Source organism: Micromonospora sp. NPDC005161, assembly GCF_053599855.1.
Map to the genome: position 1 here is coordinate 124,058 of NZ_JBSFYQ010000016.1, position 23,534 is coordinate 147,591.

19 protein-coding genes and 1 pseudogene are annotated in these 23,534 nt (G+C 73.7%); 13 read left to right on the forward strand and 7 right to left on the reverse strand.

Annotated features, from left to right (window positions below):
• The first annotated feature begins 20 nt into the window (after positions 1 to 20).
• Both ACWD5O_RS17800 and ACWD5O_RS17805 read left to right on the forward strand, forming a co-directional pair.
• Positions 21 to 926, forward strand: a complete 906-nt coding sequence (locus ACWD5O_RS17800) for an alpha/beta hydrolase (protein WP_450085966.1) — start codon at positions 21 to 23, stop codon at positions 924 to 926.
• Entirely contained in the window at positions 923 to 2,107 is a 1,185-nt protein-coding gene (locus ACWD5O_RS17805) for an acyltransferase family protein (protein ID WP_450085967.1), read from the forward strand. Before ACWD5O_RS17800 ends, ACWD5O_RS17805 begins: the two co-directional genes overlap by 4 nt.
• A 413-nt stretch (positions 2,108 to 2,520) precedes the next feature.
• On the opposite strand, the gene ACWD5O_RS17810 is transcribed toward ACWD5O_RS17805, so the two are convergent.
• The 3 genes from ACWD5O_RS17810 to ACWD5O_RS17820 are packed head-to-tail and all read right to left on the reverse strand — an operon-like array spanning position 2,521 to position 5,554.
• On the reverse strand, positions 2,521 to 3,471 hold the full coding sequence (locus ACWD5O_RS17810) for a VWA domain-containing protein (RefSeq protein WP_354967499.1): 951 nt from the start codon (positions 3,469 to 3,471) through the stop codon (positions 2,521 to 2,523).
• Complete coding sequence (locus ACWD5O_RS17815; protein ID WP_450085986.1) at positions 3,468 to 4,469, reverse strand: DUF58 domain-containing protein; 1,002 nt, start codon at positions 4,467 to 4,469, stop codon at positions 3,468 to 3,470. Before ACWD5O_RS17815 ends, ACWD5O_RS17810 begins: the two co-directional genes overlap by 4 nt.
• Positions 4,448 to 5,554: an AAA family ATPase gene (locus ACWD5O_RS17820; protein WP_450085968.1), complete on the reverse strand. Its 1,107-nt coding sequence runs from the start codon at positions 5,552 to 5,554 to the stop codon at positions 4,448 to 4,450. Before ACWD5O_RS17820 ends, ACWD5O_RS17815 begins: the two co-directional genes overlap by 22 nt.
• 242 nt (positions 5,555 to 5,796) lie before the next feature.
• Here ACWD5O_RS17820 and ACWD5O_RS17825 point away from each other — a divergent pair, with 242 nt between their 5' ends.
• The 3 genes from ACWD5O_RS17825 (at position 5,797) to ACWD5O_RS17835 (ending at position 8,441) form a co-directional block, all read left to right on the forward strand.
• Positions 5,797 to 6,027: a hypothetical protein gene (locus ACWD5O_RS17825; RefSeq protein WP_354967497.1), complete on the forward strand. Its 231-nt coding sequence runs from the start codon at positions 5,797 to 5,799 to the stop codon at positions 6,025 to 6,027.
• Between the two features lie 313 nt (positions 6,028 to 6,340).
• Complete coding sequence (locus ACWD5O_RS17830; RefSeq protein ID WP_450085987.1) at positions 6,341 to 6,916, forward strand: PH domain-containing protein; 576 nt, start codon at positions 6,341 to 6,343, stop codon at positions 6,914 to 6,916.
• 43 nt (positions 6,917 to 6,959) lie between these two features.
• On the forward strand, positions 6,960 to 8,441 hold the full coding sequence (locus tag ACWD5O_RS17835; RefSeq protein ID WP_387328681.1) for a PH domain-containing protein: 1,482 nt from the start codon (positions 6,960 to 6,962) through the stop codon (positions 8,439 to 8,441).
• 87 nt (positions 8,442 to 8,528) lie between these two features.
• On the opposite strand, the gene ACWD5O_RS17840 is transcribed toward ACWD5O_RS17835, so the two are convergent.
• A complete protein-coding gene (locus ACWD5O_RS17840) occupies positions 8,529 to 9,629 on the reverse strand; it encodes a phosphatase PAP2 family protein (RefSeq protein ID WP_450085969.1) in 1,101 nt (366 codons plus the stop codon).
• A gap of 138 nt (positions 9,630 to 9,767) precedes the next feature.
• Between ACWD5O_RS17840 and ACWD5O_RS17845 the strand changes: the two genes are divergently transcribed.
• Positions 9,768 to 10,172: a thioesterase family protein gene (locus ACWD5O_RS17845; RefSeq protein WP_354967495.1), complete on the forward strand. Its 405-nt coding sequence runs from the start codon at positions 9,768 to 9,770 to the stop codon at positions 10,170 to 10,172.
• On the forward strand, positions 10,169 to 10,999 hold the full coding sequence (locus ACWD5O_RS17850; RefSeq protein WP_450085970.1) for an MBL fold metallo-hydrolase: 831 nt from the start codon (positions 10,169 to 10,171) through the stop codon (positions 10,997 to 10,999). The genes ACWD5O_RS17845 and ACWD5O_RS17850 overlap by 4 nt, the downstream gene beginning before the upstream one ends.
• On the opposite strand, the gene ACWD5O_RS17855 is transcribed toward ACWD5O_RS17850, so the two are convergent.
• Positions 10,996 to 11,931, reverse strand: coding sequence for a carbohydrate kinase family protein (locus ACWD5O_RS17855; protein ID WP_354967493.1), 936 nt, complete (start codon positions 11,929 to 11,931; stop codon positions 10,996 to 10,998). The genes ACWD5O_RS17850 and ACWD5O_RS17855 overlap by 4 nt on opposite strands.
• 135 nt (positions 11,932 to 12,066) lie before the next feature.
• Positions 12,067 to 13,218 carry an XdhC family protein gene (locus ACWD5O_RS17860; RefSeq protein ID WP_450085971.1) on the reverse strand — a complete coding sequence of 384 codons (1,152 nt, stop codon included), beginning with the start codon at positions 13,216 to 13,218 and terminating at the stop codon, positions 12,067 to 12,069.
• A gap of 190 nt (positions 13,219 to 13,408) precedes the next feature.
• Here ACWD5O_RS17860 and ACWD5O_RS17865 point away from each other — a divergent pair, with 190 nt between their 5' ends.
• From ACWD5O_RS17865 to ACWD5O_RS17880, 4 genes are all read left to right on the forward strand, one after another.
• Positions 13,409 to 13,909 (forward strand): (2Fe-2S)-binding protein, encoded by a 501-nt coding sequence (locus ACWD5O_RS17865; protein ID WP_354967578.1) that lies wholly within the window; start codon positions 13,409 to 13,411, stop codon positions 13,907 to 13,909.
• Positions 13,896 to 14,891 carry an FAD binding domain-containing protein gene (locus ACWD5O_RS17870; RefSeq protein WP_450085972.1) on the forward strand — a complete coding sequence of 332 codons (996 nt, stop codon included), beginning with the start codon at positions 13,896 to 13,898 and terminating at the stop codon, positions 14,889 to 14,891. Before ACWD5O_RS17865 ends, ACWD5O_RS17870 begins: the two co-directional genes overlap by 14 nt.
• Positions 14,888 to 17,119: a xanthine dehydrogenase family protein molybdopterin-binding subunit gene (locus ACWD5O_RS17875; RefSeq protein ID WP_450085973.1), complete on the forward strand. Its 2,232-nt coding sequence runs from the start codon at positions 14,888 to 14,890 to the stop codon at positions 17,117 to 17,119. Before ACWD5O_RS17870 ends, ACWD5O_RS17875 begins: the two co-directional genes overlap by 4 nt.
• Positions 17,120 to 17,413: 294 nt before the next feature.
• On the forward strand, positions 17,414 to 18,532 hold the full coding sequence (locus tag ACWD5O_RS17880) for a lytic polysaccharide monooxygenase auxiliary activity family 9 protein (protein ID WP_450085974.1): 1,119 nt from the start codon (positions 17,414 to 17,416) through the stop codon (positions 18,530 to 18,532).
• Between the two features lie 81 nt (positions 18,533 to 18,613).
• Here the strand turns inward: ACWD5O_RS17880 and asnB are convergent, their stop codons facing one another.
• Positions 18,614 to 20,575 (reverse strand): asparagine synthase (glutamine-hydrolyzing), encoded by a 1,962-nt coding sequence (gene asnB / locus ACWD5O_RS17885; RefSeq protein ID WP_354967488.1) that lies wholly within the window; start codon positions 20,573 to 20,575, stop codon positions 18,614 to 18,616.
• Positions 20,576 to 20,708: 133 nt separating this feature from the next.
• Here asnB and ACWD5O_RS17890 point away from each other — a divergent pair, with 133 nt between their 5' ends.
• Positions 20,709 to 22,190, forward strand: a complete 1,482-nt coding sequence (locus ACWD5O_RS17890; protein ID WP_450085975.1) for an aminopeptidase P family protein — start codon at positions 20,709 to 20,711, stop codon at positions 22,188 to 22,190.
• Positions 22,191 to 22,622: 432 nt separating this feature from the next.
• A pseudogene (locus ACWD5O_RS17895) lies at positions 22,623 to 23,534 on the forward strand (hypothetical protein); the annotation flags it as partial.

A 23,534-nucleotide genomic window follows, 5' to 3' on the forward strand; every position in this document is an offset into this window, starting at 1 on the left:
CATTCCGGAGGGAGAACATGATGCGACCACGAGGTGCCGGCCGACTGGCGCTGGCCGCGCTGCTCGGCGTGAACCTGGTTCTGCCGACCCGACCCGAGCCCGTCGCGGCGGCCGGGTTCGTCGAGGCGTACCCGGTCACGGCGGCGGCGATGCGCGCGGCCGGCCCGCCGTACGCGGACTGGGCGGCCGGCGGGCGCCGGTTCCTGACGTTCGACCCGCGCGGCGACGGTCGTGCCGTCGAGGTGCTCGGCGACCTGGCCGACGCGGACCGGATCGCGGTGCTGGTGCCCGGTGTCGGCAGCACGCTGGCCGACTTCGACCGTGGACTGGGCGGGGTGGCGCGTCGGGCGCCGGCGGCGCAGGCCGGGCAGCTGTACCGGGAGCTGCGGGCGGCCGACCCGGCGGCGCGGGTCGCGGTGCTGGCCTGGCTCGGCTACGACCCACCCGACGGGGTGCTGACCGCCGCCGCGGGCACGAGCGCCCGGCGGGGCGCGGTCGGCCTGGCCGCCCTGCTGCGAGAGTTGGCCGGGCGCCGCCCCGCCGCGACCATCACCCTGGTCGGGCACAGCTACGGGGCGCTGGTGGTGTCGCTGGCCGCGGCGGACGCCCCGCCGCAGGTCGCTGACGTGGTCAGCCTCGGCGGGATCGGCGCCGGGGTGCAGCACGCGAACGAGCTGCGCGGCGGGCGGCGGTTCTGGGCCGCCGAGGCGCCCACCGACTGGATCCGGCGGGTGCCGTCGGTGCGGCTGCCCGGTCTCGGGTACGGCCGGCGACCCGGCGACCCGGCGTTCGGCGCCCGGCCGTTGCCGGTGGCTGGGGTCGCCGGGCACGACGGCTACCTGGTGCCGGGCAGCGCCACGCTGGTCGCGGTGGCGGCGGTCGTGCTGGGCGGCGCCGACGCCGACCGGGCCGGGAACGCCCGGTGAGCCGCGACCGCGCGGTCGACGCGCTGCGGGCGTACGCCATCGGCGGGGTGGTGCTCGGGCACTGGCTGGTCACCGGCCTGGTGCTGACCGCCGGCGGCGGGCTGCACCAGGCCAGCCCGCTGACCGCGCTGCCTGGCCTGGCCCCGGTGACGTGGGTGTTGCAGACCCTCGGGTTGTTCTTCTTCACCGCCGGGTTCGGCTCGGCCCGGTCGCTGGCACGCCACCGGGACGGGCCGGGCGGCTGGCTGGCGCGCCGGCTGCGCCGGCTGGCGCTGCCCGCGCTGGCGCTGCTGGGTGCGGGAGCCGCCATGCTGCTCGCCGCCACCGTCGCCGGCATCCCGGACGACACGCTCGCCGTCGCGCTGCGGCTCGCCGTCAGTCCACTGTGGTTCCTGCTACCGCTGCTGCTCCTCGTCGCGTCGACCGGCCCGCTGCGTGCCGCCGTCGCGAGGTGGGGGGTGATCCGCTGCGTCGCACCGGCGGTGGCCGTGGTGGCGGCGGCCGACCTGGCGGGCCGCCTGCTACCGGCCGGCACCGACCTGCCGCCGGTCACCGTGGTGGCTGCCTGGGCTGTGCCGTACCTGCTCGGCCTGGCGCACGCCGACGGTCGGCTGGCCGGCCGGCGGGTGGCGGGCGCGCTGGCCGGCGGCGGTGCCGCCGCGTTGGCCGCGCTGCTGGCGCTGGGCTATCCGGCCAGCGCGGTCGGGGTGCCCGGGGAGGGGGTGTCGAACCTGAACCCACCGTCGCTGCTGGCGGTGGCGCTGGCGGTCACCCAGGTCGGGGTGGGGCTGCTCGCCCGGCCGGCGCTGGAACGGCTGCTGGCCCGCCCGCTGCCGGGCCGGGCGGTGACCGAGGTGAACCGGAACGCGGTGCGGATCTACCTGTGGCACCAGCCGGTGCTGGTCGCGGTGACCGCGCTCGCCGCCCGCGGTGGGGTGGCCCTGCCGGGGCTGCACACCGCGCCGGACGGCCCGGGCTGGGTGCTCGCCCGGTGCTGCTGGCTGCCGCTGTTCGCCGCGGTGCTGGTCACGCTGACACGGGCGGGCCGCCGGCCGGCCCGGCGGACGGGGTGGCGACGGCCGGGCGGTGGAGGGGCGGCCGGCCGGTCGGCCGAGTGCGTCCCGTCGGCAGCGCGGGTGTACGATGATCGACGTTCCGGCCCGCCCGACTTCAGGAGGTGATCGCTGTGCGAGATAGCGATCCTCCCAGTCGTGGCCGGGCCGATGGTCAGCCCCGCTGAGCCACGACTCAGTCTGGTGAGCTGACCCCGCTCCGCTCCCCCGCCACCCGGCCCACGCCGAGGTGCGCGTGCCGCGCCGTCCGAATCCGGACGGTCGCCGGGAGCCGCCCGGTCACGACTTCGTGTGCGCGTCCCCACCCCCTGCGGTCCGCCCCCGCACGCGGACCGTCCAGCCGCCACCCGGAGCCGTCCATGAGCCGCTACGTCGCCCCGCTGGGCTTCACCCTCGCCGCCGTCTGGGTGGCCATCGTCTTCGTGCTCGCCGGCGGCGGGCACTGACCCCACCGCTCGCGCCCGATCTCGTCACCCGGGCAGTGGTGACGGCGCCCGGGACCAGCCCGGGCACCGCCGGCCTCACAGCATCCGGGACGACCAGAGCAGGCTGAGCGCACCCGCGCAGAGCGCCAGCAGCAACGCCACCCCGGCGTACCACTGGGTCACCTCGCGCGGCTCGGTGCGGAACCCGATCGAACTGCCCATGTCCTGGTAGACCTGCTTCAGCTCGCTCACCGAGGCCGCCTCGTAGAAGTAGCCCTCGGTGGTCTCGGCCAGCTCGGCCAGGGCCAGCCGGTCGACCGGCACCCGCTGGAGCTGGCCGCCGATGTCGACCTGGCCGGTGTCGGTGCCGAAGGCGATGGTGGAGACCGGCACGTTGGCCGCCTGCGCGGCCGCCGCCGCCTCCTCCACCGACCGGCCGGACGTGCGGAACCCGTCGGAGAGCAGCACGATCCGGGCCGGTGGAATACCCGCCGCCCCGTCGGCCGGCACCGAGCGGATCGCCTCCAGGCAGGTGAACACGGCCTCGCCGGTCGCGGTCGCCTCGGCCAGCACCAGCCCGTCGATCGCACTGGTCACCGCCGCCCGGTCCTTGCCCGGTGGCACCAGCACGTTGGCCGCCTTGGCGAACGACACCAGCCCCAGGTTGTAGCTCTTCGGCAACTCGCCGACGAACTGCTTCGCCGCCTCCTGGGCCGCCTCCAGGCGGTTCGGCGCCACGTCGTCGGCCTGCATGGACAGCGACACGTCGATGGCGAGCATCACGGTGGCCCGCTCCAGCGGCTCCTTGGTGTCCACCGCGGGACGGGCCAGCGCGGTGGCCAGCACCAGCAGACAGAGCAGGAACGCGGTCGCCGAAACGTGCCGGCGCCAGCCCAGCCCCTTCGGCGCCACGGTGCGCAGCAGATCCACGTTGGTGAAGCGCATCGCGTACGCCCGGCGGTGCAACTGCCGCCACAGGTAGAACGCGGCGAGGGCGAGCACCGGCAGCACGGCCAGCAGCCACCACGGTTGCATGAAACGGATCATCGTGTCGTCCCCCGGGTGCGGGCGTGCCGCTGCGCGGCCACGAAACGCACCATGTCCAGCAGCCAGTCTCGGTCGGTACGCAGTCGCAGGTGGGCCGCGCCGGCGCTACGCAGCGCGGCGGCGATCGTGGCCCGCTGGGCGGCGGCAGCCTCGGCGTAGCGCTGCCGAAGCCGCGGGTCGGCGGTCTGCACCTCGTGCAGCTCGCCGCTCTCGGGGTCGACCACCGGCAGCACACCCACGTCGGGCAGCTCCAGCTCCCGCGGATCGACCACCTCGATCGCCAGCACGTCGTGCCGGACCCGCAGCTTGCGCATCGGCCGGGTCCACTGCTCGGCCGGCGCGAGGAAGTCCGAGACCACCACCGCCACCCCTCGCCGTCGGGGTGGGCGGTTGAGCATCTCGATCAGGGCGCCCAGGTCACCCCGGCCGGGCTGGATCGCGGTGCTGGCGACGGCGCGCAGCAGCCCCTGCGCCTCCTTGCGACCGGAGCGGGCCGGCAGGCGGGTGAGCACCCCGGGCCCGGCCGGCGACGGCCGCCCCCGCCAGCGCCGGGCCGGGGCGGCCGCGCCGCCGCCGGTGCCGATCACCGCGCCGATCCGGTTACCGCCGCGCACGGTCAGGTGGGTGATCGCGGCGGCGGCGGCCACCACGACCTCCCGCTTGAGCCACTGCCCGGTGCCGAAGTCCAGGCTCGCCGAGAGGTCCAGCGCCAGCCAGGTCTCCAGCTCCCGGTCGGCCACCGTACGCCGCACGTGCGGCGTCGTCGTCCGTGCCGTGACCGGCCAGTCCATCCGGCGTACGTCGTCGCCGGCCCGGTACTCCCGCGACTCGCCCGCCTCGCTGCCCGGCCCGGGCAGCAGGCCCGCGTAGTCGCCCTGGAGCAGACCGTCGAGCTTTCGGGTGACCAGCAACTGGAGCCGGGACAGCACGGCCTCGCTGCGGTCGGGGACGGGGGCGGGTCGAGGGGTGGGTGAGGTCACGGCCGCTGCCCGGGCCAGCCGGCGCCCGGCGGCGGGGTGGTCGACGACGGGCTGGCCTGCTGCCGAGGTGCGACCGCCGGGAGCGGAATGGTGGACATCACCCGGTGCACGATGTGGTCGGCCGGCACGTCGTCGGCGAGCGCGTCGTAGCTGAGCACCAGCCGGTGTCGCAGGATGTCCGGGGCGATGTCCTGCACGTCCTGCGGCAGCGCGTAGTCCCGCCCGCGCAGCAGCGCCAGCGCGCGGGTCGCCCGGACCAGGCCGAGCGAGGCGCGCGGGCTGGCCCCGTACTGGATCAGCTGGGCGACGTCGGGCATGCCGTGCTCGGCCGGCGCGCGGGTGGCCAGCACCAGCCGGACCGCGTAGTCGACCAGGGCGTTGTGCACGAAGACCTGGTCCGCCTTGCGTTGCAGGGCGATCAGGTCGGGCGTGTCGAAGACCGCGCTCGGCTCCGGCGCGGCGACGCCCATCCGGTAGACGATCTCCCGCTCCTCGGCGTCGGTCGGGTAGCCCACCACGATCTTCATGAGGAACCGGTCCCGCTGCGCCTCCGGCAGCGGGTAGACGCCCTCCTGCTCGATCGGGTTCTGGGTGGCCATCACCAGGAACGGGTCGGGCACCCGGTAGCTCTCCCCGCCGATGGACACCTGCCGCTCGCTCATCACCTCCAGCAGCGCCGACTGCACCTTGGCCGGAGCCCGGTTGATCTCGTCGGCGAGCAGGAAGTTGACGAAGACCGGCCCCAGCTCGACGTCGAACTTCTCGCTCGACTGCCGGTAGATCCGGGTGCCCACGATGTCGGCCGGCACCAGGTCCGGGGTGAACTGCACCCGGGCGAAGGACCCGCCGACAACCTTGGCGAGGGTCTCCACGGCCAGGGTCTTGGCTACCCCGGGCACCCCTTCGAGCAGGCAGTGACCGCGGGCGAGCAGCGCGACGAACATCCGCTCCACCATCCGGTCCTGCCCGACGATGACCCGTTTGATCTCGAACAGCGCCCGTTCCAGCAGGGTCGCGTCCTGCGCGGGTGTGGTCACCGGCGCGGGGTCCGCCGGGGCCGCCCCGTTCGGCGTCGGGGCGTCGGGCATGGTCGGCTGGGCCACCGGTCCTCCACAGCGTTGGTCGGTCGTCGCGGCTGATGCGGTATCAAGACTCGCACGCCTTGCTGAGTGTCGAGGTGGGGAGAAGCCGATTTTCGCCGCGCCGTCCCCGGCAGCCGAATCGCCCGTCACGGGGTGGACACGGACCGGCCCGCCGCGTGTACCATTCACCCCGTCGCCGGGCGGCTCCCCCCGTGGCCGCCCGGCGCTCAAGCCCTCCGCCCCGCCGCCCTAGACTGGCCGGGATGAGCAACCCCTCCCCCGCCGGCGAGGCCCTGATCTGCTCGGCCCGCGGCTGCCGCGCCCCCGCTGTCTGGGCGCTGGAGTGGAACAATCCCCGTCTGCACACCCCCGAGCGGCGCAAGACCTGGCTGGCCTGCGACGAGCACCGGGGCAGCCTCGGCGATTTCCTGGACGCACGCGGCTTCCTGCGCGCCGTCAATCCGGTGCCCGGATCGCCTACCCTCGACATGTGAGCGAGCGCAGCGGGCGAACAACTGGGCACAGCGGTGGGACGCCTCGCGCCGCTGCCGCGCGGAACGGATCCCATCGGTGAGCGCGGAGGACCGCGTCGACCCACCGGCCTCCCCCGGCCCCGCCTCCCCGTCCTGGCCGCGCACCGCACCACCACCGCCACCGCCCGGGGCGTTCCCGGCGCCCGGCACGCTCGGCCCGGATCCCGCCCCGCCCGACGCGTCATCGCCCGCCCCGCTGCCGCCGGCAGCCCTACCGACAGCCGGCGGGTACGACGCCGACCCCCGCCCGCCCGACCTGCCGGCGCCCGGCCTGCTGCCCGCCGGCCCGTCGCCCGCCGCCGGCGCAGCGGGTCCGGCCTCCGGCGCACCCGGCCCGCTGTTGACCCACGGGTCCACAGGGCGGGGGCCACTGGAGCCCTGGCCGGACACGGTCCACTGGCAGCCGATCTCCACCGACCTGATCTGGGTGGAGCTGATCCGGCTGGCCGTGGTGCTCGCGATCGGGCTGGCGGTGACGGCGGTCGGCTGGGCACTGAGCGGTCAGGGCCTGTTCGGGCTCGCCCTCACCGCCGTGCTGGTGTTCGGCGCGTGGCGGGCCGTGGCGATCGTCCGCGCGGTCCGGGCCTGGGGTTACGCCGAGCGGGAGGACGACCTGCTGGTCCGGCACGGGCTGCTGGTCCGGCGGCTCTCGATCGTGCCGTATTCCAGGATGCAGTTCGTCGACGTCAGCGCCGGGCCGCTGGAGCGCGCCTTCGACCTGGCCACCGTGCAGTTGCACACGGCGGCGGCGGCGAGCGACGCCCGGGTGCCGGGGCTGCGCCCGGCGGAGGCGTCCCGACTGCGCGACCGACTCACCGCGCTCGGCGAGGACCGGGCGGAGGGGCTGTGAGCACGCGACCGGTCGACCGCCGGCCGCGCCGGAGGCCGACCCGATGAGCGACCGTCCCGCCGAGCCGGGCACCGGCCCGCCCCGGCCACCCGGCGGCGCGCCCCCCACCGGCCCACCCCCCGGCGGCGCGGTGCCGCCCTACGCGCCCGGCGGCGCGGTGCCCTATGCGGCGGTGCCGCCCGGGGTGCCCTATCCCTGGCCGCTGCCGACGGCGGGTGGCGACGGCGAGCCGCGCCAGCGACTACACCCGCTCAGCCCGCTGCTGCACGGGGCCAAGTCGCTGGTCGTGGTGATCGCCGGGCTGTCCTGGTCGACGCTGTCCCGGGTCGGCTTCGGCTGGTTCGCGGCCATGGTGGTGATACTGGCGCTCGGCGCGACCGTGCTGTCGGTGATCAGCTGGTACAACACCGGCTACCACGTGGTGGGCCGCGAGCTGCGGGTGTACGAGGGGCTGCTCTGGCGGCGTACCCGGGCGATCCCCCTGGAGCGGTTGCAGGCCGTGGAGGTGGTCCGGCCGCTGCTCGCCCAGTTCACCGGCCTGGCCGAGCTGCGGCTCGAGGTGGTCGGCGGGGGCAAGACCGAGGCGCCGCTGGCGTACCTGACGGTGGCCGACGCGGCCCGGCTGCGCGAGCGGCTGCTGGCGCTCGCCGGCCGCGCGTCGCAGCCGCCCGCGCCGGGTCTCACGGCGCCCGGGACAGCGCCGCAGGCCGCGCCGGGCCGCCCGCTGCACGCGGTACGCAACCAGAACCTGCTGGTCAGCCAACTGCTCACCCCGCAGGCGTTCCTGCTCCCGTTCGGCCTGGCGTTCGTCGTGGTGCAGTTCCTCACCGCGGGCTCCTGGTCGTTCGTCGCCGTGGCGAGCACGCTGACCGCGATGGCCGGTGTGCTGCTGCAACCGATCCGCCGGGTCCTCGACGACTGGAACTTCCGGCTGGCCCGCGACGACGGCACGCTGCGGGTGCACAACGGCCTGCTGGAAACCCGGGCGCAGACCGTGCCGCTGGACCGGGTGCAGACCGTACGGGCCACCTGGCCGCTGCTCTGGCGGGTGAAGGGCTGGCTGCGGCTGCGGCTGGAGGTTGCCGGGTACTCCGCCGCGGAGGCCGACGACCGCAACCGGCCGGACCGCCTGCTGCCGGTCGGTGACCTGCCGACCGCGACGATGATCGTCACCGAGGTGCTGCCGGGCGTACGCCTCGACGCGCTGACGCTGAACCCACCGCCGCCCCGGGCCCGCTGGCTGCACCCGCTGGGCCGGGGCGCGCTCGGCGCCGGCCTGTTCGAGCGGGTCTTCGCCACCCGGTCCGGGCTGCTCACCCGGCAGGTGGCGATCGTGCCGTACGCCCGGATCCAGAGCGTGCGGGTGGTGCAGGGGCCGGCGCAGCGCCGGCTCGGGCTGGCCACCGTCCACGCGGACACCGCGGGCGGGTCGGGCGCGGCGGCACAGGACCGGGATCTGGCGGAGGCGTGGGGCCTGGCGGCCGAGCTGACCGCCCGCGCCCACGCCGCCCGCCGCTCCGGCTGACCCGTCCCACCCGACCCGGCCCGGCCCGACCCGGGCCGGCCCGACCCGGGCCGGCCTGACCGACGGGGCTGGGCCGGGATGGCGGCGTCAGCGGTCGGCGGGTACCGGCGGCTCGTCGGCGGTGCTCGGCCCGACCGGTGCCGGCTGCCCGCTGGCTGGCCGGCCCGGTGGGTCGGTGGCGCCGTCGGGGCCGGTGACCTGCCCCGGTGGCGGTTGCTCGGCGGCCGGCCCGGCGCGACGGGCTCGCAGCGCCGCCCACCCGCGCTCGGCCAGGCCGACCACCAGGAAGGTCAGCCCGACGTAGGTCCAGCCGACCAGCACGTCGATCACGTAGTGCTCACCCGAGTAGACCAGGGTGAAGGTCATCGCCAGCGGGTACGCGAGCAGCAGCGGCCACCAGCGGCGGCGGGTGGTGTGCAGGAAGAAGAGCACCACGAACAGAGCCCACGCGGTGTGCAGCGACGGCATCGCGGCGACCGGGTTCGAGGCGATCTGGCCGGCGTTGAGCACGTTGCCGGCGCCGTGCATGCCGAACGCCTTCCACCCGCGGGTGGAGATCCGGGCGACCTCGGTGAGCAGCCCGTTCTGCGCGGCCCACCACGGCGGCGCGGCCGGGTAGATGAAGTAGGTGGCCAGGCCGGCGGCGCAAAGGAAACCCCAGCGCCGCATGTACGCCGCCCAGCGGTGCCGGTCCCGCAGCCAGAGCACCGCGGCGGCGGCCAGCGCCACCACGAAGTGGGAGAAGTACACCCAGCTCGCCGTGACGTCGTACCAGTGCAGCTGCGGGTGGTAGAGGTGCTGCTGCAACCAGATGGTGGGCACCTCACCGCCGGTGGCCCAGCCGAACATGAACCGGTCGGCGACGATCAGCTCCATCGCGTGCGGGGTGGCCCCGTTGTCGGCGAACCCCCGGGAGAGGTTGTACGCGGCGAGCAGGAGGACCACCGGCACCCAGTCCCGGGCGAAGCGCAGGTGACTACGCCACGGCCGGTCGCTGTTCCAGGCGATGGTCCCGGCCCAGATCCAGACGAAGGCGTACGCGGGGTCGGTGGGCAGCCCGATGCCCAGCCAGGCGGCCACGAAGGCGACCGCCCAGACTGTCATGGCGACGATGCGCCGACGGCCCCCGTCCGGGGACGCGGGCGGGTCGGTCCGGGCGGGGGGTTGGGGGTCAGTCACGACGGCCATCGCGGTCAAGGTTAACGACGGGTGCGGCATCGACCGACGGCGACCACCCGCCGGGCCGGTCCAGGGGTGGCGCTGCGGGTACGGCCGGATCGCCGGGCGAGTGCTCGGCGGGCTCGGCGAGCACCTAGGCTGGCGACCATGCAGGAGCAGCCCGAGCCGGCCTTCGCGCCGGGTCTGACCGCCCAGGTCGAGTTGACCGTCACCGACGCGGACACCGCCCAGGCGGTCGGTTCCGGGGACGTACCGGTGCTGGGCACACCCCGGGTGCTCGCGCTGGCCGAGGCGGCCACCGTCGCCGCGACCGCGACGGCGATGCCGTCCGGGTCGACCACCGTGGGGACCCGGGTCGAGCTGGAGCACCTGGCGCCGACCGTGGTCGGCCGGACGGTCCGGGCGCAGGCCCTGCTGGCGGCCGTCGACGGTCGCCGGCTGTCGTTCGAGGTCACCGTCACCGATGGCGGCGAGACGGTGGCCCGGGGTCGGGTGGACCGCATCCTGGTGGACCGGCAACGCTTCGTCGACCGTGCCGGGCGGGCGTCATGACCGGCGGGTTCGTCGAGGTCGCCGACCGGGTGCACCTGCTGCGCGAGCCGCTGCTGCGGGTCAACGTCACCCTGGTCGTCGGCGACGACGAGGCGCTGCTGGTGGACACCCTCTCCTCGGCGGCCCAGGCCACCGAGCTGGCCGCCGCCGTCCGGGCGGTCACCGACCGTCCGCTGACGCTGGTCAACACCCACCACCACTACGACCACTGCTTCGGCAACGCCGTCCTCGCCGGCGACCCGCCCCGCCCGGTGTACGCGCACGCGCTGGCCGCCGCGGCCCTGCGCGAGCAGCCGGAGCGGCTGCGCCGGGAGGCGTACGACGAGGTGCGCGAGGAGCATCCGGCGCTGGCCGCCGAGCTGGCCGACACACCGCTGCTCGCCCCGACGCACACCGTGCACACCGAGACGGCACTCGACCTGGGCGGCCGGCGGGTGCTGCTGCGTCACCCCGGGCGGGGGCACACCGACGCCGACCTGGTGGTGCACGTACCCGACGCGGACGTGCTGGTCGCCGGGGACCTGGTGGAGCAGAGCGGCCCGCCCGCCTTCGAGGACTCGTACCCCCTGCGGTGGCCGGACGCGGTCGCCGACCTGCTCCGGCTGACCGGCGTGGGCACGGTGGTGGTGCCGGGCCACGGCGACCCGGTGGACGTGGAGTTCGTCCGCGCCCAGCACGCCGAGCTGGCGAAGCTGGCGTGGCTGATCCGGGCCGGGCACACCGGCGGCGCGCCGCCGGAACGGGTCGCCGCCGAGGCGCCCTTCGGCGCCCGCGCCGCCCTCACCGCCGCCCGCCGCGGCTACATCGAACTCGACGGCGCCGCTTAGATCCCGAAGCGGCGTTGGACGTCGGCGCGGGTGGGCATGGCGGTGGCCCCGCCGGGTGACTCGCAGACCAGGCCGGCCACCCGCAGGGCGAACCCCACCCGCTCGACCCAGCCCGCCGGGTCGGCCGGCTCGCCGTCGAGGAGCAGATCGGCGATCAACGCGGCCATCACCGAGTCGCCGGCGCCGGTGGCGTCGACCGCGTCGACCCGGGGGGCCGGCACCCGGACCGGGTCGGCGTCGGCGGCGGCCAACACCGCGCCGGCCGCGCCGAGCGTCACCACGACCGTCGCGGCGCCCAGCTCGCGCAGGTATGCGGCCACCCCCTCGACCGGCTCGCCCGGGTAGAGCAGCTCGGCGTCGGCGGTGCTCAGCTTGACCAGGTGTGCGCCGGCGGCGAACTCGGCCACCACCTCCCGCAGCCCGGCCAGCGCGCCCGGCCCGGGAAGGAGCCGGGGGCGCACGTTCGGGTCGAAGACCCGTAGGCCGGTGGCGAGCCCCCAGGCACGCCGGGCGGCCGCCAGCGTGCTGGGTTGGAGCAGGACGACGGAGCCGCAGTAGAGCACGTCGGCCCCCTCCAGCAGCGCCCGGTCGAGATCCTCGGGGGCGAGCAGGCTGTAGGAGGGCGGCTCCCCGTAGAAGCGGAAGTCGGGTTCCGGGCCGGCGAAGGTCACCACCGCGAGGGTGGTCGGCGCCGGCACGGTGACCGCGCCGGCCAGCCCGACATCGGCCGCGGTCAGGAAGGCGCGAATCCGGCCGGCCAGCACGTCGTCGCCGAGTGAGCCGACGAACTGCGCCGCGCCGCCGAGCCGGGCCACCCCGACGGCGACGTTGAGCGGCGCGCCGCCGATCGCCTGCCGGTAGACCCGCTCGCCGTCCCGCTCGGTGTCGAGCAGATCGACGAGCGCCTCGCCGAGCACCACCGCGTATCCCATGCCGGTCCCTTCGTCTTCGCCAGCCACCGACCGCCCGCCTCGGCGGTCCGCGTGGCACCAGGCTGGCACAGCGCACGACCCGGTGGGCGCCGAAGGCGCAGGTCCGATCGGGCCACTGACGAGGCGTCCGGGGTGCTATCCCGATTGGTGGATCGGCCCGTCGAGTGCCGTCAGCGGGCGGCCGGTCCCGCCCCAGCGGGCCGCGACGATCTGCGCGGCCACGCTCACCGCGGTCTCCTCCGGGGTACGCCCACCGAGGTCCAGCCCGATCGGTGAGGCCAGGCGAGCGAGTTGCTCCGCGCTGAGCCCTGCCTCGCGCAGCAGCTTGTGCCGCTCGTCGTGGGTGCGCCGCGACCCCATCGCGCCGACGTATGCCAGCGGGTGGCGCAGCGCCAGCGCCAGCAGCGGCACGTCGAACTTCGGGTCGTGGGTCAGCACGCAGACCACCGTCCGCCCGTCGACCCGGCCGGCGTCCAGCTCCGCACCCAGGTAGCGGTGCGGCCACTGCACCACCACCTCGTCCGCCTCGGGGAAGCGCCGAGCGGTGGCGAAGACCGGACGGGCGTCGCAGACGGTCACCCGGTAGCCGAGGAACGCGCCGATCCGGGCCACCGCGCCGGCGAAGTCGATGGCCCCGAAGACGATCATCCGGGGCGCGGTGGCGTACGCGGTCACGAAGAGGCTCAGGCCGTCGCCTCGGCGCTGCCCGTGGTAGCCGTACCTGAGCATCCCGCTGTGCCCGGCGGCGAGCAGCCCGAGGGCGTCGGCGGTGGCGGCGGCGTCCAGCCGGTCGTCGCCGAGCGAGCCGGTCACCCGCTGCCCGGTCAGCACCAGCCGGCGGCCCAGTCGCCCCGCCGGGTCGGCCGGCACCGCTCCCGGCGGATCGCCGGCGTCGGCCGCCACGCAGGTGACCACCGCCACCGGTTGGCCGGCCCGGCGTGCCGCGTCGACCGCGTCCAGTTCCACGAGGCCGCCGCCGTCGATCCGCTCCACGAACACGTCGAGCACCCCGCCGCAGGTCAGGCCCGCGGCGTACGCGGCGTCGTCGCTGACTCCGTAGCGGGTCAGCTCGGGGGCGTCGGTGTCGAGCACGTGGCGGGCCCGTTCGTAGAGGTCGGCCTCAACGCAGCCGCCGGAGACGCTGCCGGTGACCGTGCCGTCGGCCGCGACCAGCATGCTGGCGCCGGGCGGCTGCGGCGCGGACCGCCAGGTGGCCACGACGGTGGCCAGGGCGACCGCCTCGCCGGCGCGGCAGCGGCGGTGCAGCTCCTCGAACACGTCGGGCACGTTCCGCCGCCTCTCCGTCTCGCCGCCGCGTCAGCCGGCCCGTGCCGGCCAAGCCCGTCGACCTGGTGGCATCGCCAGGAAAGCGGCGAATCAGTCTCATGAGCAGGATATGGTCGATTTCAATTGGAGGGGGTGCGAGTTGGTGAAGTCCTACCAGGCGCTGCGTACCGCGCCGAGCCCCGATCACGCCGTGGTCCGCGGTCCCGGCGCCGTCGAGGTCCACCTCACGGTGAACGGGGAATCCCGGACGACCACCGTCGAGCCACGGGTCAGCCTGCTCGACGCCCTGCGCGACCGGCTCGAACTGACGGGGACCAAGAAGGGCTGCAACCAGGGGGCCTGCGGCGCCTGCACGGTGTGGGTGGACGGACGCCGCGTGCTGTCCTGCCTCACCCTGGCGATCACCTGCGAGAACCGCGAGGTGACCACGATCGAGGGACTGTCCGACGGGGACACCCTGCACCCGGTGCAGCAGGCGTTCCTGGACTGCGACGCCTTCCAGTGCGGCTACTGCACATCCGGGCAGATCATGTCCGCGGTGGCGCTGCTGGCCGAGGGGCACGCCGGCGACGACATGGAGATCCGGGAGTGGATGAGCGGCAACATCTGCCGCTGTGCCGCGTACCCGCACATCCGGGCGGCCGTCCGCCGGGTCCGCGACCAGGGAGGCACCGCCGATGCGGCCCGTTAGCTACTCGCGCGCCACCGACGTCGGCAGCGCGATCGGCGCGGTGAGCGCCGACCCGGAGAGCACCTTCCTGGCCGGTGGCACCACCCAGATCGACCTGCTGCGCATCTACGTCGAGCAGCCGCGCCGCCTCGTCGACATCAACGACCTGCCGCTGAACCGCGTCGAGGAGCTGCCCGGCGGCGGGCTTCGGCTCGGCGGACTGGCCCGGATGAGCGACGTGGCCGAGGAACCGGAGCTGGTGCGCCGTTACCCGATGGTCGCCGAGGCGCTGCTGCTCGGCGCCTCCCCGCAGCTGCGTAACATGGCCACCCTCGGCGGCAACCTGTTGCAGCGGGTGCGGTGCGGCTACTTCCGCGACACCGCGGCGGCCTGCAACAAGCGCGTCCCCGGCAGCGGGTGCAGCGCGATCGAGGGGATCAACCGGGGGCACGCCGTGCTCGGCACCAGCGAGCGCTGCATCGCCACCCATCCGTCCGACCTGGCCGTCGCGCTGGTCGCGCTCGACGCCGTGGTGCAGACCGAGGGACCGGGCGGCCCGCGGAGCATCCCGATCGACGACTTCTTCCTGCTTCCCGGCGAGACCCCGGAGCGGGAACACCCGCTGGCCCACGGCGAGCTGGTGACCGGGATCGACCTGCTGCCGGCACCGGTCGCGGCCACGTCCCGGTACATCAAGATCCGTGATCGCGAGTCGTACGAGTTCGCGCTCGCCTCGGTCGCGGCGGCCATCTCGGTGGGCGGCGGCCAGATCACGGAGGTACGGCTGGCCCTGGGCGGGGTGGCCACCAAACCGTGGCGGGCCCGGGCGGCCGAGCAGGTGCTCGTCGGCGCTCCGGCGACCACCGAGTCGTTCCGCCGGGCGGCGGCGGCCGAGCTGGCGCCGGCGGTGTCGCACGGGATGAACGCCTTCAAGATCGAGCTGACCCGGCGGACGATCGTCCGGGCCCTGGAGCAGCTGACGCAGCGGGAGGTAACGGCATGAGCCCGGCGATCGGCGCGACGCTCAACCGGGTGGACGGGCGCGCCAAGGTACGCGGCGAGGCGCGCTACTCCGCAGAGGTCCCCGTGACCGGCCTGGTCCACGGCGTGCTGGTCGGCGCCACGGTGGCCAGCGGCCGGATCACCGCGATCGACACCGTCGAGGCCGAGCGCGCCGACGGGGTGCTGGCCGTGTTCACCCATCGCAATCTGGACCGGGTCGCCACCGTGCCGAAGCTGCTCCCGTCGCTGGCCGGGCTGGCCGCACCGGGCCAGACCTTCTTCCCGATGCAGGACGAGACGATCCACTACGCCGGTCAGCCCATCGCCCTCGTGGTCGCCGACACCATCGAACGCGCCGAGCACGCAGGCACCCTGATCCGCGTCGAGTACGCCTCCACGCCCGCCATCACCCTGATCGACCAGGCCCGGGACCAGGCGTACGTGCCCGAGCGGATCTTCGGCGGGCTGCTGCCCGGGCACGGGTCCCGTGGTGACGTGGCGAAGGCGCTGGCCGAGGCGGAGGTGTGCGTGGACGCGACGTACCGGTTCGCGCCCAACCACCACAACCCGATCGAGGCGTCCGCCAGCACCGCGGTGTGGGAGGACATCGACCGGTTGACCGTCTACGACTCGACCCAGGGGCCGAACGCCACCCAGTTCACCGTCGCGGCGCTGCTCGGCCTGCCGCCGATCTCGATCCGGGTGGTGAGCCACGCCGTCGGCGGCAGCTTCGGCTCCAAGGCGATGATCTGGCACCACCCGACGCTGGCCGCGCTCGCCGCCCGGCAGGTTGGCCGGCCGGTGCGGCTGGCGCTGACCCGGGAGCAGATGTTCACCTCCTGCGGGCACCGCGAGGAGCAGGAACAGCGGATCACCCTCGGCGCCCACGCGGACGGTCGGATCACCGCGCTGCGCCACCACAAACTCTCCCTCACCTCCCAGTTCGACGACTGGGCCGAGCCGTCGTTGCAGAGCCCGGCCGTGGCGTACACGAGCCCCCACTACGAGGGGGTCTACCACCTGATCCGGGGCAACACGATCACCCCGACCTTCATGCGCGCCCCCGGTGAGGCGACCGGCATGTTCGCCCTCGAATGCGCGATGGACGAGCTGGCCGAGCGGGTCGGGATCGACCCGCTGGAGCTGCGGCTGCGCAACTGCTCCGACACCGATCCGGAGAGCGGGCACCCCTGGTCCAGCAGCGGGCTGAAGGAGTGCTACCAGCGGGCGTCCGAGCTGTTCGGCTGGTCCGACCGCGACTCCCGGCCCCGGCGCGAGGGCCAGTGGCTGATCGGCAGTGGCATGGCCAGCGCGCTCTACCCGGTGACCCAACCGGTGAACCCGCAGCGCGCCCGGGCCCGGCTCTACAACGACGGCACCGCGGTCGTCGAGGCCGGCGTGTCGGAGTTCGGCACCGGCGTCTACACCGCGATGACCCAGGTCGCGGCGGACGCGCTCGGCCTGCCGGTGGAGCGGGTGCGGTTCGTCGGCGGCAGCAGTGACCTGCCGAACGTCACCGCCGCCGTGGGCTCCACGGGCACCAGCGCGGTCGGTTCCGCCGTACACCTGGCGGTGACCCAGCTTCGCGACGAGCTGATCGGGCGCGCGGTCGCCGACGACCACTCGCCCCTGCACGGCGCGGACCCCGCCGGGGTGGTCGTGCGGGACGGCCGGATGGCGCGGCGCGACCGGCCCGACGTCGGCGAGACGTACGCCGATCTGATGCAGCGCACCCTGACTCCGGACGTGGAGGTGCTCGGCACCTGGACGCCGCCACCGCAGGACGCCGGGTACGGGGTGCACACCTTCGGCGCGCAGATGGCCGAGGTGGCGGTCGACGCCGACCTCGGCGTGGTCCGGGTACGCCGGATGGTCGGGGTGTTCGCGCCGGGCCGGGTGCTCAACCGCAAGACCGCGCACAGCCAGTTGATGGGCGGCATGCTGTGGGGGCTCGGCCAGGCGCTGCTGGAGGCCACCCGGATGGATCCCCGGTCGGGTCGTTGGGCCAACGCCAGCCTCGGCGACTACCTGGTGGCGGTCAACGCGGACGCGCCGGACGTAATGGTGGACACCATCGAGGTGCACGACGAGGTCGTGAACCCGCTCGGGATGAAGGGCGTCGGGGAGATCGGCGTGGTGGGTGCGGCCGCCGCGATCGCCAACGCCGTGCACCACGCAACCGGCCGTCGGCAGTACGAGCTGCCGATCACCCTGGAGAAGCTGCTCTGAAGACGGCCTGACACATCGAGAACTGACTATTGCGTCGCGGCCGGGCGGCATGGTGGGATGACGCGTACCGGGCGGTGCGAGGGCTGCCGCGCCGCCGGTTGCCGGGTTCGTTCGACGCGAGGGCGCCGGTCCACGACAGGGACCGTTGATGGCGCGTGTCCACCGGCCGATCCCCTGCCGGGGCACGCACCGTGATCGTCGCTTCCGCTCCTTGCAGCGGGGCGATCAGGCCACATCCCCACCCGATTGCGGCGGGGCGGCTCGGGCGGCGCGCCTCGCGAGTCAGGAGAACCCGTGAACCGTTCCCGTACGGCCGCGTTGCTCACCGCGGCCGTGACCCTCAACCTCGGCGCCGTCGCCCTGGCGTCCAGTCCGGAGCCGGCCGCCGCGCACGGCGCGGCGATGACCCCCGGCAGCCGCACCTTCCTGTGCTGGCAGGACGGCCTGAGCCAGACCGGCGAGATCAGGCCGAACAACCCGGCGTGCTCCGCGGCCGTGGCGCAGAGCGGCGCGAACTCGCTCTACAACTGGTTCAGCGTGCTGCGCTCCGACGCCGGCGGCCGGACGGTCGGCTTCATCCCGGACGGGCAGCTGTGCAGCGGCGGCAACCCCGGCTACCGGGGCTACGACCTGCCCCGTACCGACTGGCCGTTGACCCACCTGACCGCCGGTGCGCGGTTGGATTTCCGGTACAGCAACTGGGCGCACCACCCGGGCACGTTCTACTTCTACGTGACCAAGAACAGCTGGAGCCCGACGCGGGCGCTGGCGTGGAGTGACCTGGAGGAGCAGCCGTTCCTGACGGTGACCAACCCGCCGCAGCGCGGCGGGGTCGGCACCAACGAGGGGCACTACTACTTCAGCGGCAACCTGCCGTCGGGCAAGAGCGGCAGGCACATCGTCTACTCCCGCTGGGTGCGCTCGGACTCGCAGGAGAACTTCTTCGGCTGCTCCGACGTGACCTTCGACGGCGGCAACGGCCAGGTGACCGGGGTGGGTCCGGGCGGCACCCCGCCGCCGAACCCGACCACTCCCCCGCCGAACCCGACCACCCCGCCGCCGAACCCGACGACTCCCCCACCGAACCCGACCACCCCTCCGCCGCACGGCGGTGACTGCATGGCGGTCTACAAGGTCGTCAGCGCGTGGCCGGGCGGCTTCCAGGGCGAAGTCATGATCATGAATCACGGCAGTACGCCGTTCAACGGCTGGACCGCCAGCTGGACCTGGCCCAGCGGGCAGTCGATCAGTCAGATCTGGAACGCCACCCAGACCTCGTCCGGTTCCTCGGTGACAGCCACCAACGTCGCACACAACGGCACGGTCGCACCGGAGGGCACCACGACCTTCGGCTTCCTGGGCAGCACCACAGGCACCAACACCCTGCCCACGGTCAGCTGCGCCCGCCGCTGACCCAGCGGACCGAAGAACCGGGGTGTTAAGAAGGGCCCCCTGCTATGCAGAATGCGATAACAGGGGGCCCTTCCTTACCGGTCAGCGGACCATGGAGCCCACGACCGGCTTCGTCAGCAGGGCGGACTGGTTGCGCTGAATGCCCGGGTCGAGGGTCTTGGCCACGAAGATGGCGTGCCAGATGCAGAAGATCAACACCGTCCACACCTTGCGGGAGTGGTCGGCCTCCTCCCGCTTGTGCTCGTCGAGCAGCCGCAGCGCGTACGACAGGTCGAGCAGGTCGCCGGCACCCGAGGTGCTCAGCACGTGCCGGGCCCACTCGTACATCTCGCCGCGCAGCCAGACCCGGGTGGGGGTCGGGAAGCCCAGCTTCTTGCGGTTGACGATGGCCGGCGGGACGACGCCCTGCAACGCCTGGCGCATCGCGTACTTCGTGGCGTCGGAGCGCGGCGGCAGCTTGAGGTCCACCGGGATCTTCGCCGCGACGTCGAACACCGGGCGGTCGAGGAACGGCACCCGCACCTCCAGCGAGTGGGCCATCGAGATCCGGTCGGCCTTGACCAGGATGTCCCCGCGCAGCCAGGTGTAGAGGTCGACGTACTGCATCTTGGTGACGTCGTCCAGCTCCGTGCACTCCGCGTAGATCGGGGCGGTCACGTCGGTGTAGCGCACCGAGGGGTCGTAGCGGCGCATGAGCTGCTGCTTCTCCTCCTCGGTGAACATCCGGGCGTTGCCGTAGTAGCGCTCCTCGATCGGGGTGGTGCCGCGCTCCAGGAAGCTCTTGCCCTTGACCCCCTGCGGGATCGCCTTGGAGACCGCGCGCAGGCCCTTCTGCACCCCGCCGGGCAGGCCGTTGACCGTGCCCAGCGACAGTGGCTCCCGGTAGATCGTGTAGCCACCGAAGAACTCGTCGGCCCCCTCACCGGACAGCACCACGGTGACGTGCTCGGCGGCCTTCTTCGCCACGAAGTAGAGCGGCACCAGCGCCGGGTCGGCCACCGGGTCGTCCAGGTGCCAGACGATCTTCGGCAGCGCGTCGATCATGTCCTGCGGACCGATCTTGGTGGGGATCGTGGTGACGTCCAGGTGCCGGGCCGAATCCTGGGCGACGTCGATCTCCGAATAGCCCGGCACGTCGTAGCCGACGGTGAAGGTGAGGATGTTCGGGTTGAACTCCCGCGCCAGCGCGACCACCGCGGTGGAGTCGATGCCGCTGGACAGGAACGAGCCGACCGGCACGTCGGAGCGCATGTGCATGCGCACGCTCTCCCGCAACGTCTCCCGGATCTCGTGGTACAGCTTCTGCTCGTCGTCAACCGCCGCCGGCCGGAACACCGGCCGGTACCACCGGCGTACGTCGATCCGCCCGCCCGGGGTCCAGGTCAGGTACTCCCCGGAGCCGATCCGGTTGATGCCCTTGTGCAGGGTGCCGGGCTCGGGGACGTACTGCAGGGTCAGGTAGTGGCTGAGGTTGGCCGCGTCGACGCCCGCGTCGCCCTGGTAGCTGCTGTGCGCGAACGGCAGCAGCGCCTTCTTCTCCGAGGCCAGGTAGAGCCCGTCGGCGGTCTCCAGGTAGTGCATCGGCTTGATGCCGAAGTAGTCGCGGGCACCGAAGGCGCGCCGCTCCTGCCGGTCCCAGATGACGAAGGCGAACATGCCGCGCAACCGGGTGAGCACCTGCTCGCCCCAGAAGTGGTAGCCGGCGACGATCACCTCGCCGTCACCGGCGGTGGCGAACTGGGCGCCGAAGTCCCGGATCAGCTCGTCGCGCAGCTCGATGTAGTTGTAGATCTCACCGTTGAAGGTGAGCAGGTAACGACCGTTCGCGTAGGGCAACGGCTCGTGGCTCGACGCGACGTCGATGATGGCGAGCCGCTTGTGGGCGAACACTCCGTCCGCGTACCGGCCGGAGGCGTCGCCGACCACCTCGACCCCTGTCTCGTCGGGGCCGCGGTGGTGCAGGCATTCCAACGCTCCGGCGATGTGGTCGCGGTGCGCGGCGGCGTTGCCGTTCGCGCTGAAGAAGGCCAGGAGTCCGCACATGGTGGTCATCTTCCCACGCGCGCCGGGGGCCCGTCGCAGCCGTCCGACGATCCGGAGCGCTCCCGGCCGGCGCCACCGCGAACCGGGCGCGCTGTACCGTCGGGACCAGCAATGACACGGAGGGAGCGGCGCAATGACCGAGGGACGCACCGACGGTACGCCGACGGACGGTACAGAATCGCATGATCCGGACTTCCCGGAGGCGTTCCTGTCCTTCATGCGGCAGGGCTGGCGGGACAGCGCGCTCCCGGTGGCGCCCCGGCCGGAGGCCCCCAACTACGCCAAGCGGCGGGCCGCGCTCTCGGCGGCCTTCCCCGGCGAGACGCTGGTCATCCCGACCGGCGCGGAGAAGGTCCGGGCCAACGACACCGGCTACCCGTTCCGGCCGGGCAGTGACTTCGCCTACCTGACCGGCGACCACGACCCGGACAGCGTGCTGGTGCTGCGCCCGAACGGCTCCGGGCACGACGCCACGCTGTACATGCGGCCCCGCTCGTCGCGGGAGACCGACGAGTTCTTCCGCAGCCGGCACGGCGAGCTGTGGGTGGGCCGACGGCACACGCTCAGCGAGAAGTCCACCGAGCTGGGCATGCCCACCGCCGACCTGACCGGCCTGGACTCGACGCTGGCCGACCTGCCCCCGGGGCGGACCCGGGTGCTGCGCGGCTTCGACGCCCAGGTGGACGCGGCGGTCCGCCCGTACGACGGGGTGCGCGCCGAGGGGCAGCCGCCCCGCGACCGGGAGCTGGCGATCGCCATCTCGGAGCAGAAGCTCGTCAAGGACGAGTGGGAGATCGGCCAGCTCCAGGACGCGATCGACGCCACGGTGCGCGGCTTCGAGGACGTGGCCCGGATCCTTCCGGCCGACCGCGCCGTCTCGGAGCGGCTGCTGGAGGGGATCTTCGCGCTGCGGGCCCGGCACGACGGCAACGACGTCGGGTACAGCTCCATCGTCGGCGCCGGCGAGCACGCCACGATCCTGCACTGGGTGCACAACCACGGTGCGACCCGGCCGGGCGAGCTGCTGCTGATGGACATGGGTGTCGAGGGCCGCAACCTCTACACCGCCGACGTGACCCGGGTGCTGCCGGTGAGCGGACGGTTCACCGCCCTGCAACGCCAGGTCTACGACATCGTGTACGCGTCCCAGCAGGCCGGCATCGAGGCCATCCGGCCCGGGGTGAAGTTCAAGGACGTCCACCTGACCTGCATGCGGGTGCTCGCTGAGGGCCTGTCGGAGCTGGGCCTGTTGCCGGTGAGCGTGGACGAGGCGATGGACGAGAAGTCCTCGGTCTACCGGCGGTGGACGCTGCACGGCTTCGGCCACATGCTCGGCATCGACGTGCACGACTGCTCGAACGCCCGCAAGGAGACGTACCGCGACGGCACGCTGGGCGAGGGCTACGTGCTCACCGTCGAGCCGGGGCTGTACTTCCAGCCGGAGGACGAGCTGGTCCCCGCCGAGCTGCGGGGCGTCGGCGTGCGGATCGAGGACGACGTGCTGGTCACCGCGACCGGCGCGGTGAACCTGTCGGCCGGGCTGCCGCGTACGGCGGACGAGGTGGAGACCTGGCTGGCCGCGCAGCGGGAGGCCGGTCCGCGCCTGCCCGTCTGACCCCGCACGAACAACAACGGCGGGCCTCGCCGCCGGCGTCTGCGACGTATCTCGTCGTGAGGACGCCAGCGGTGGGGCCCGCCGTCATTTGCGCTACTCTCGCCCGTCCCGGCCACCTCGGGCAGTGCAACCGCACCCCCAGCCAACCGCAGAGTGCGCCGGGTGGAGCCTGCCCGACCATCACCGTTGACCCTCCGCGGCCGCCGCGCGAGCTTTGCGCCGCCCGCCACCTCCTCGGCGTTCCCGCGAGCTTTCCCCCCCTTTCCACGTCCTGGTGGCATCCGTCAGCTTTCCGCCGCCGGCCGCGTTCCCCGCCACCGGTCATGCCCGGCCGGCACCGGCCGTCCCCCTTCCTGCCGTCCGCGTCCCCGCGTGCCTTATGTGGGACTTCTTCGGATACGCACGCATAGTGAACAAGTCTCCCATACGGTGTTGTTTGGCAGCTACAACCGATTTGTAGCGGAGGCCGCCTCGCCACGGCGAAGCGACCTTGTCGGTACAAGGAGAGGGCAGAGAGCTCCGATGTCCAACAACCTTCGCAACAACGATGACGCGGCGCACGACAAGAACTCACCGTTCCGCCGGCGTCGGCTCTGGCTGGTCACCGCCGTCGCCGGCCTCGCAGGGGCGGTCAGCCTCACGGGCGTCGCCTACGCCACCACAGGCGTGACCGGTTCACACCGGCTGACCGACGTCAAGTGGTCGACCGCCCAGCTTGTCGGCGACGATGACCAGGCCAAGGACCAGGTCAAGGACCAGGCCAAGGACGACAAGGGCAAGGACGACAAGGGCAAGGACGACAAGGACAAGGACGACAAGGACAAGGACGACAAGGACAAGGACGACCGCGATCGCGTCCGGGAGGTGGAGTGCGACGACGATGCCCTCGTCGAGGCCCTCGACCTGGCCAACCGTGACGACGGCGGCACCCTGAAGCTGGCCAAGGACTGCACCTACGAGCTCGACCAGCACGACAAGAAGTCCGAGGCGGGCCTGCCGACGATCAAGCAGGAAATCACCATCGAGGGCAACGGCGCGACGATCAAGCGGGAAGCCGAGGAGGGCTTCCGGATCTTCCGCGTCGCCAACGGCGGTGACCTGACGCTGAAGGACGTCGAGGTCCGCAACGGCGCCGCCGGCGAAGACCGCAAGGACGACAAGCGCAAGGAGCCGCCGAAGAAGGCGGTTCCCGGTAACCAGTCCGGGACCGGTGGGGGCGCGCCTGCCCCGGCACCTGCGCTGGCGGAGCCCGCAGCCGCCCCGGCCGTGAAGCCCGCAGCCGCCCCGGCCGTGAAGCCCGCAGCCGCCCCGGCCGTGAAGCCCGCAGCCGCCCCGGCCGTGAAG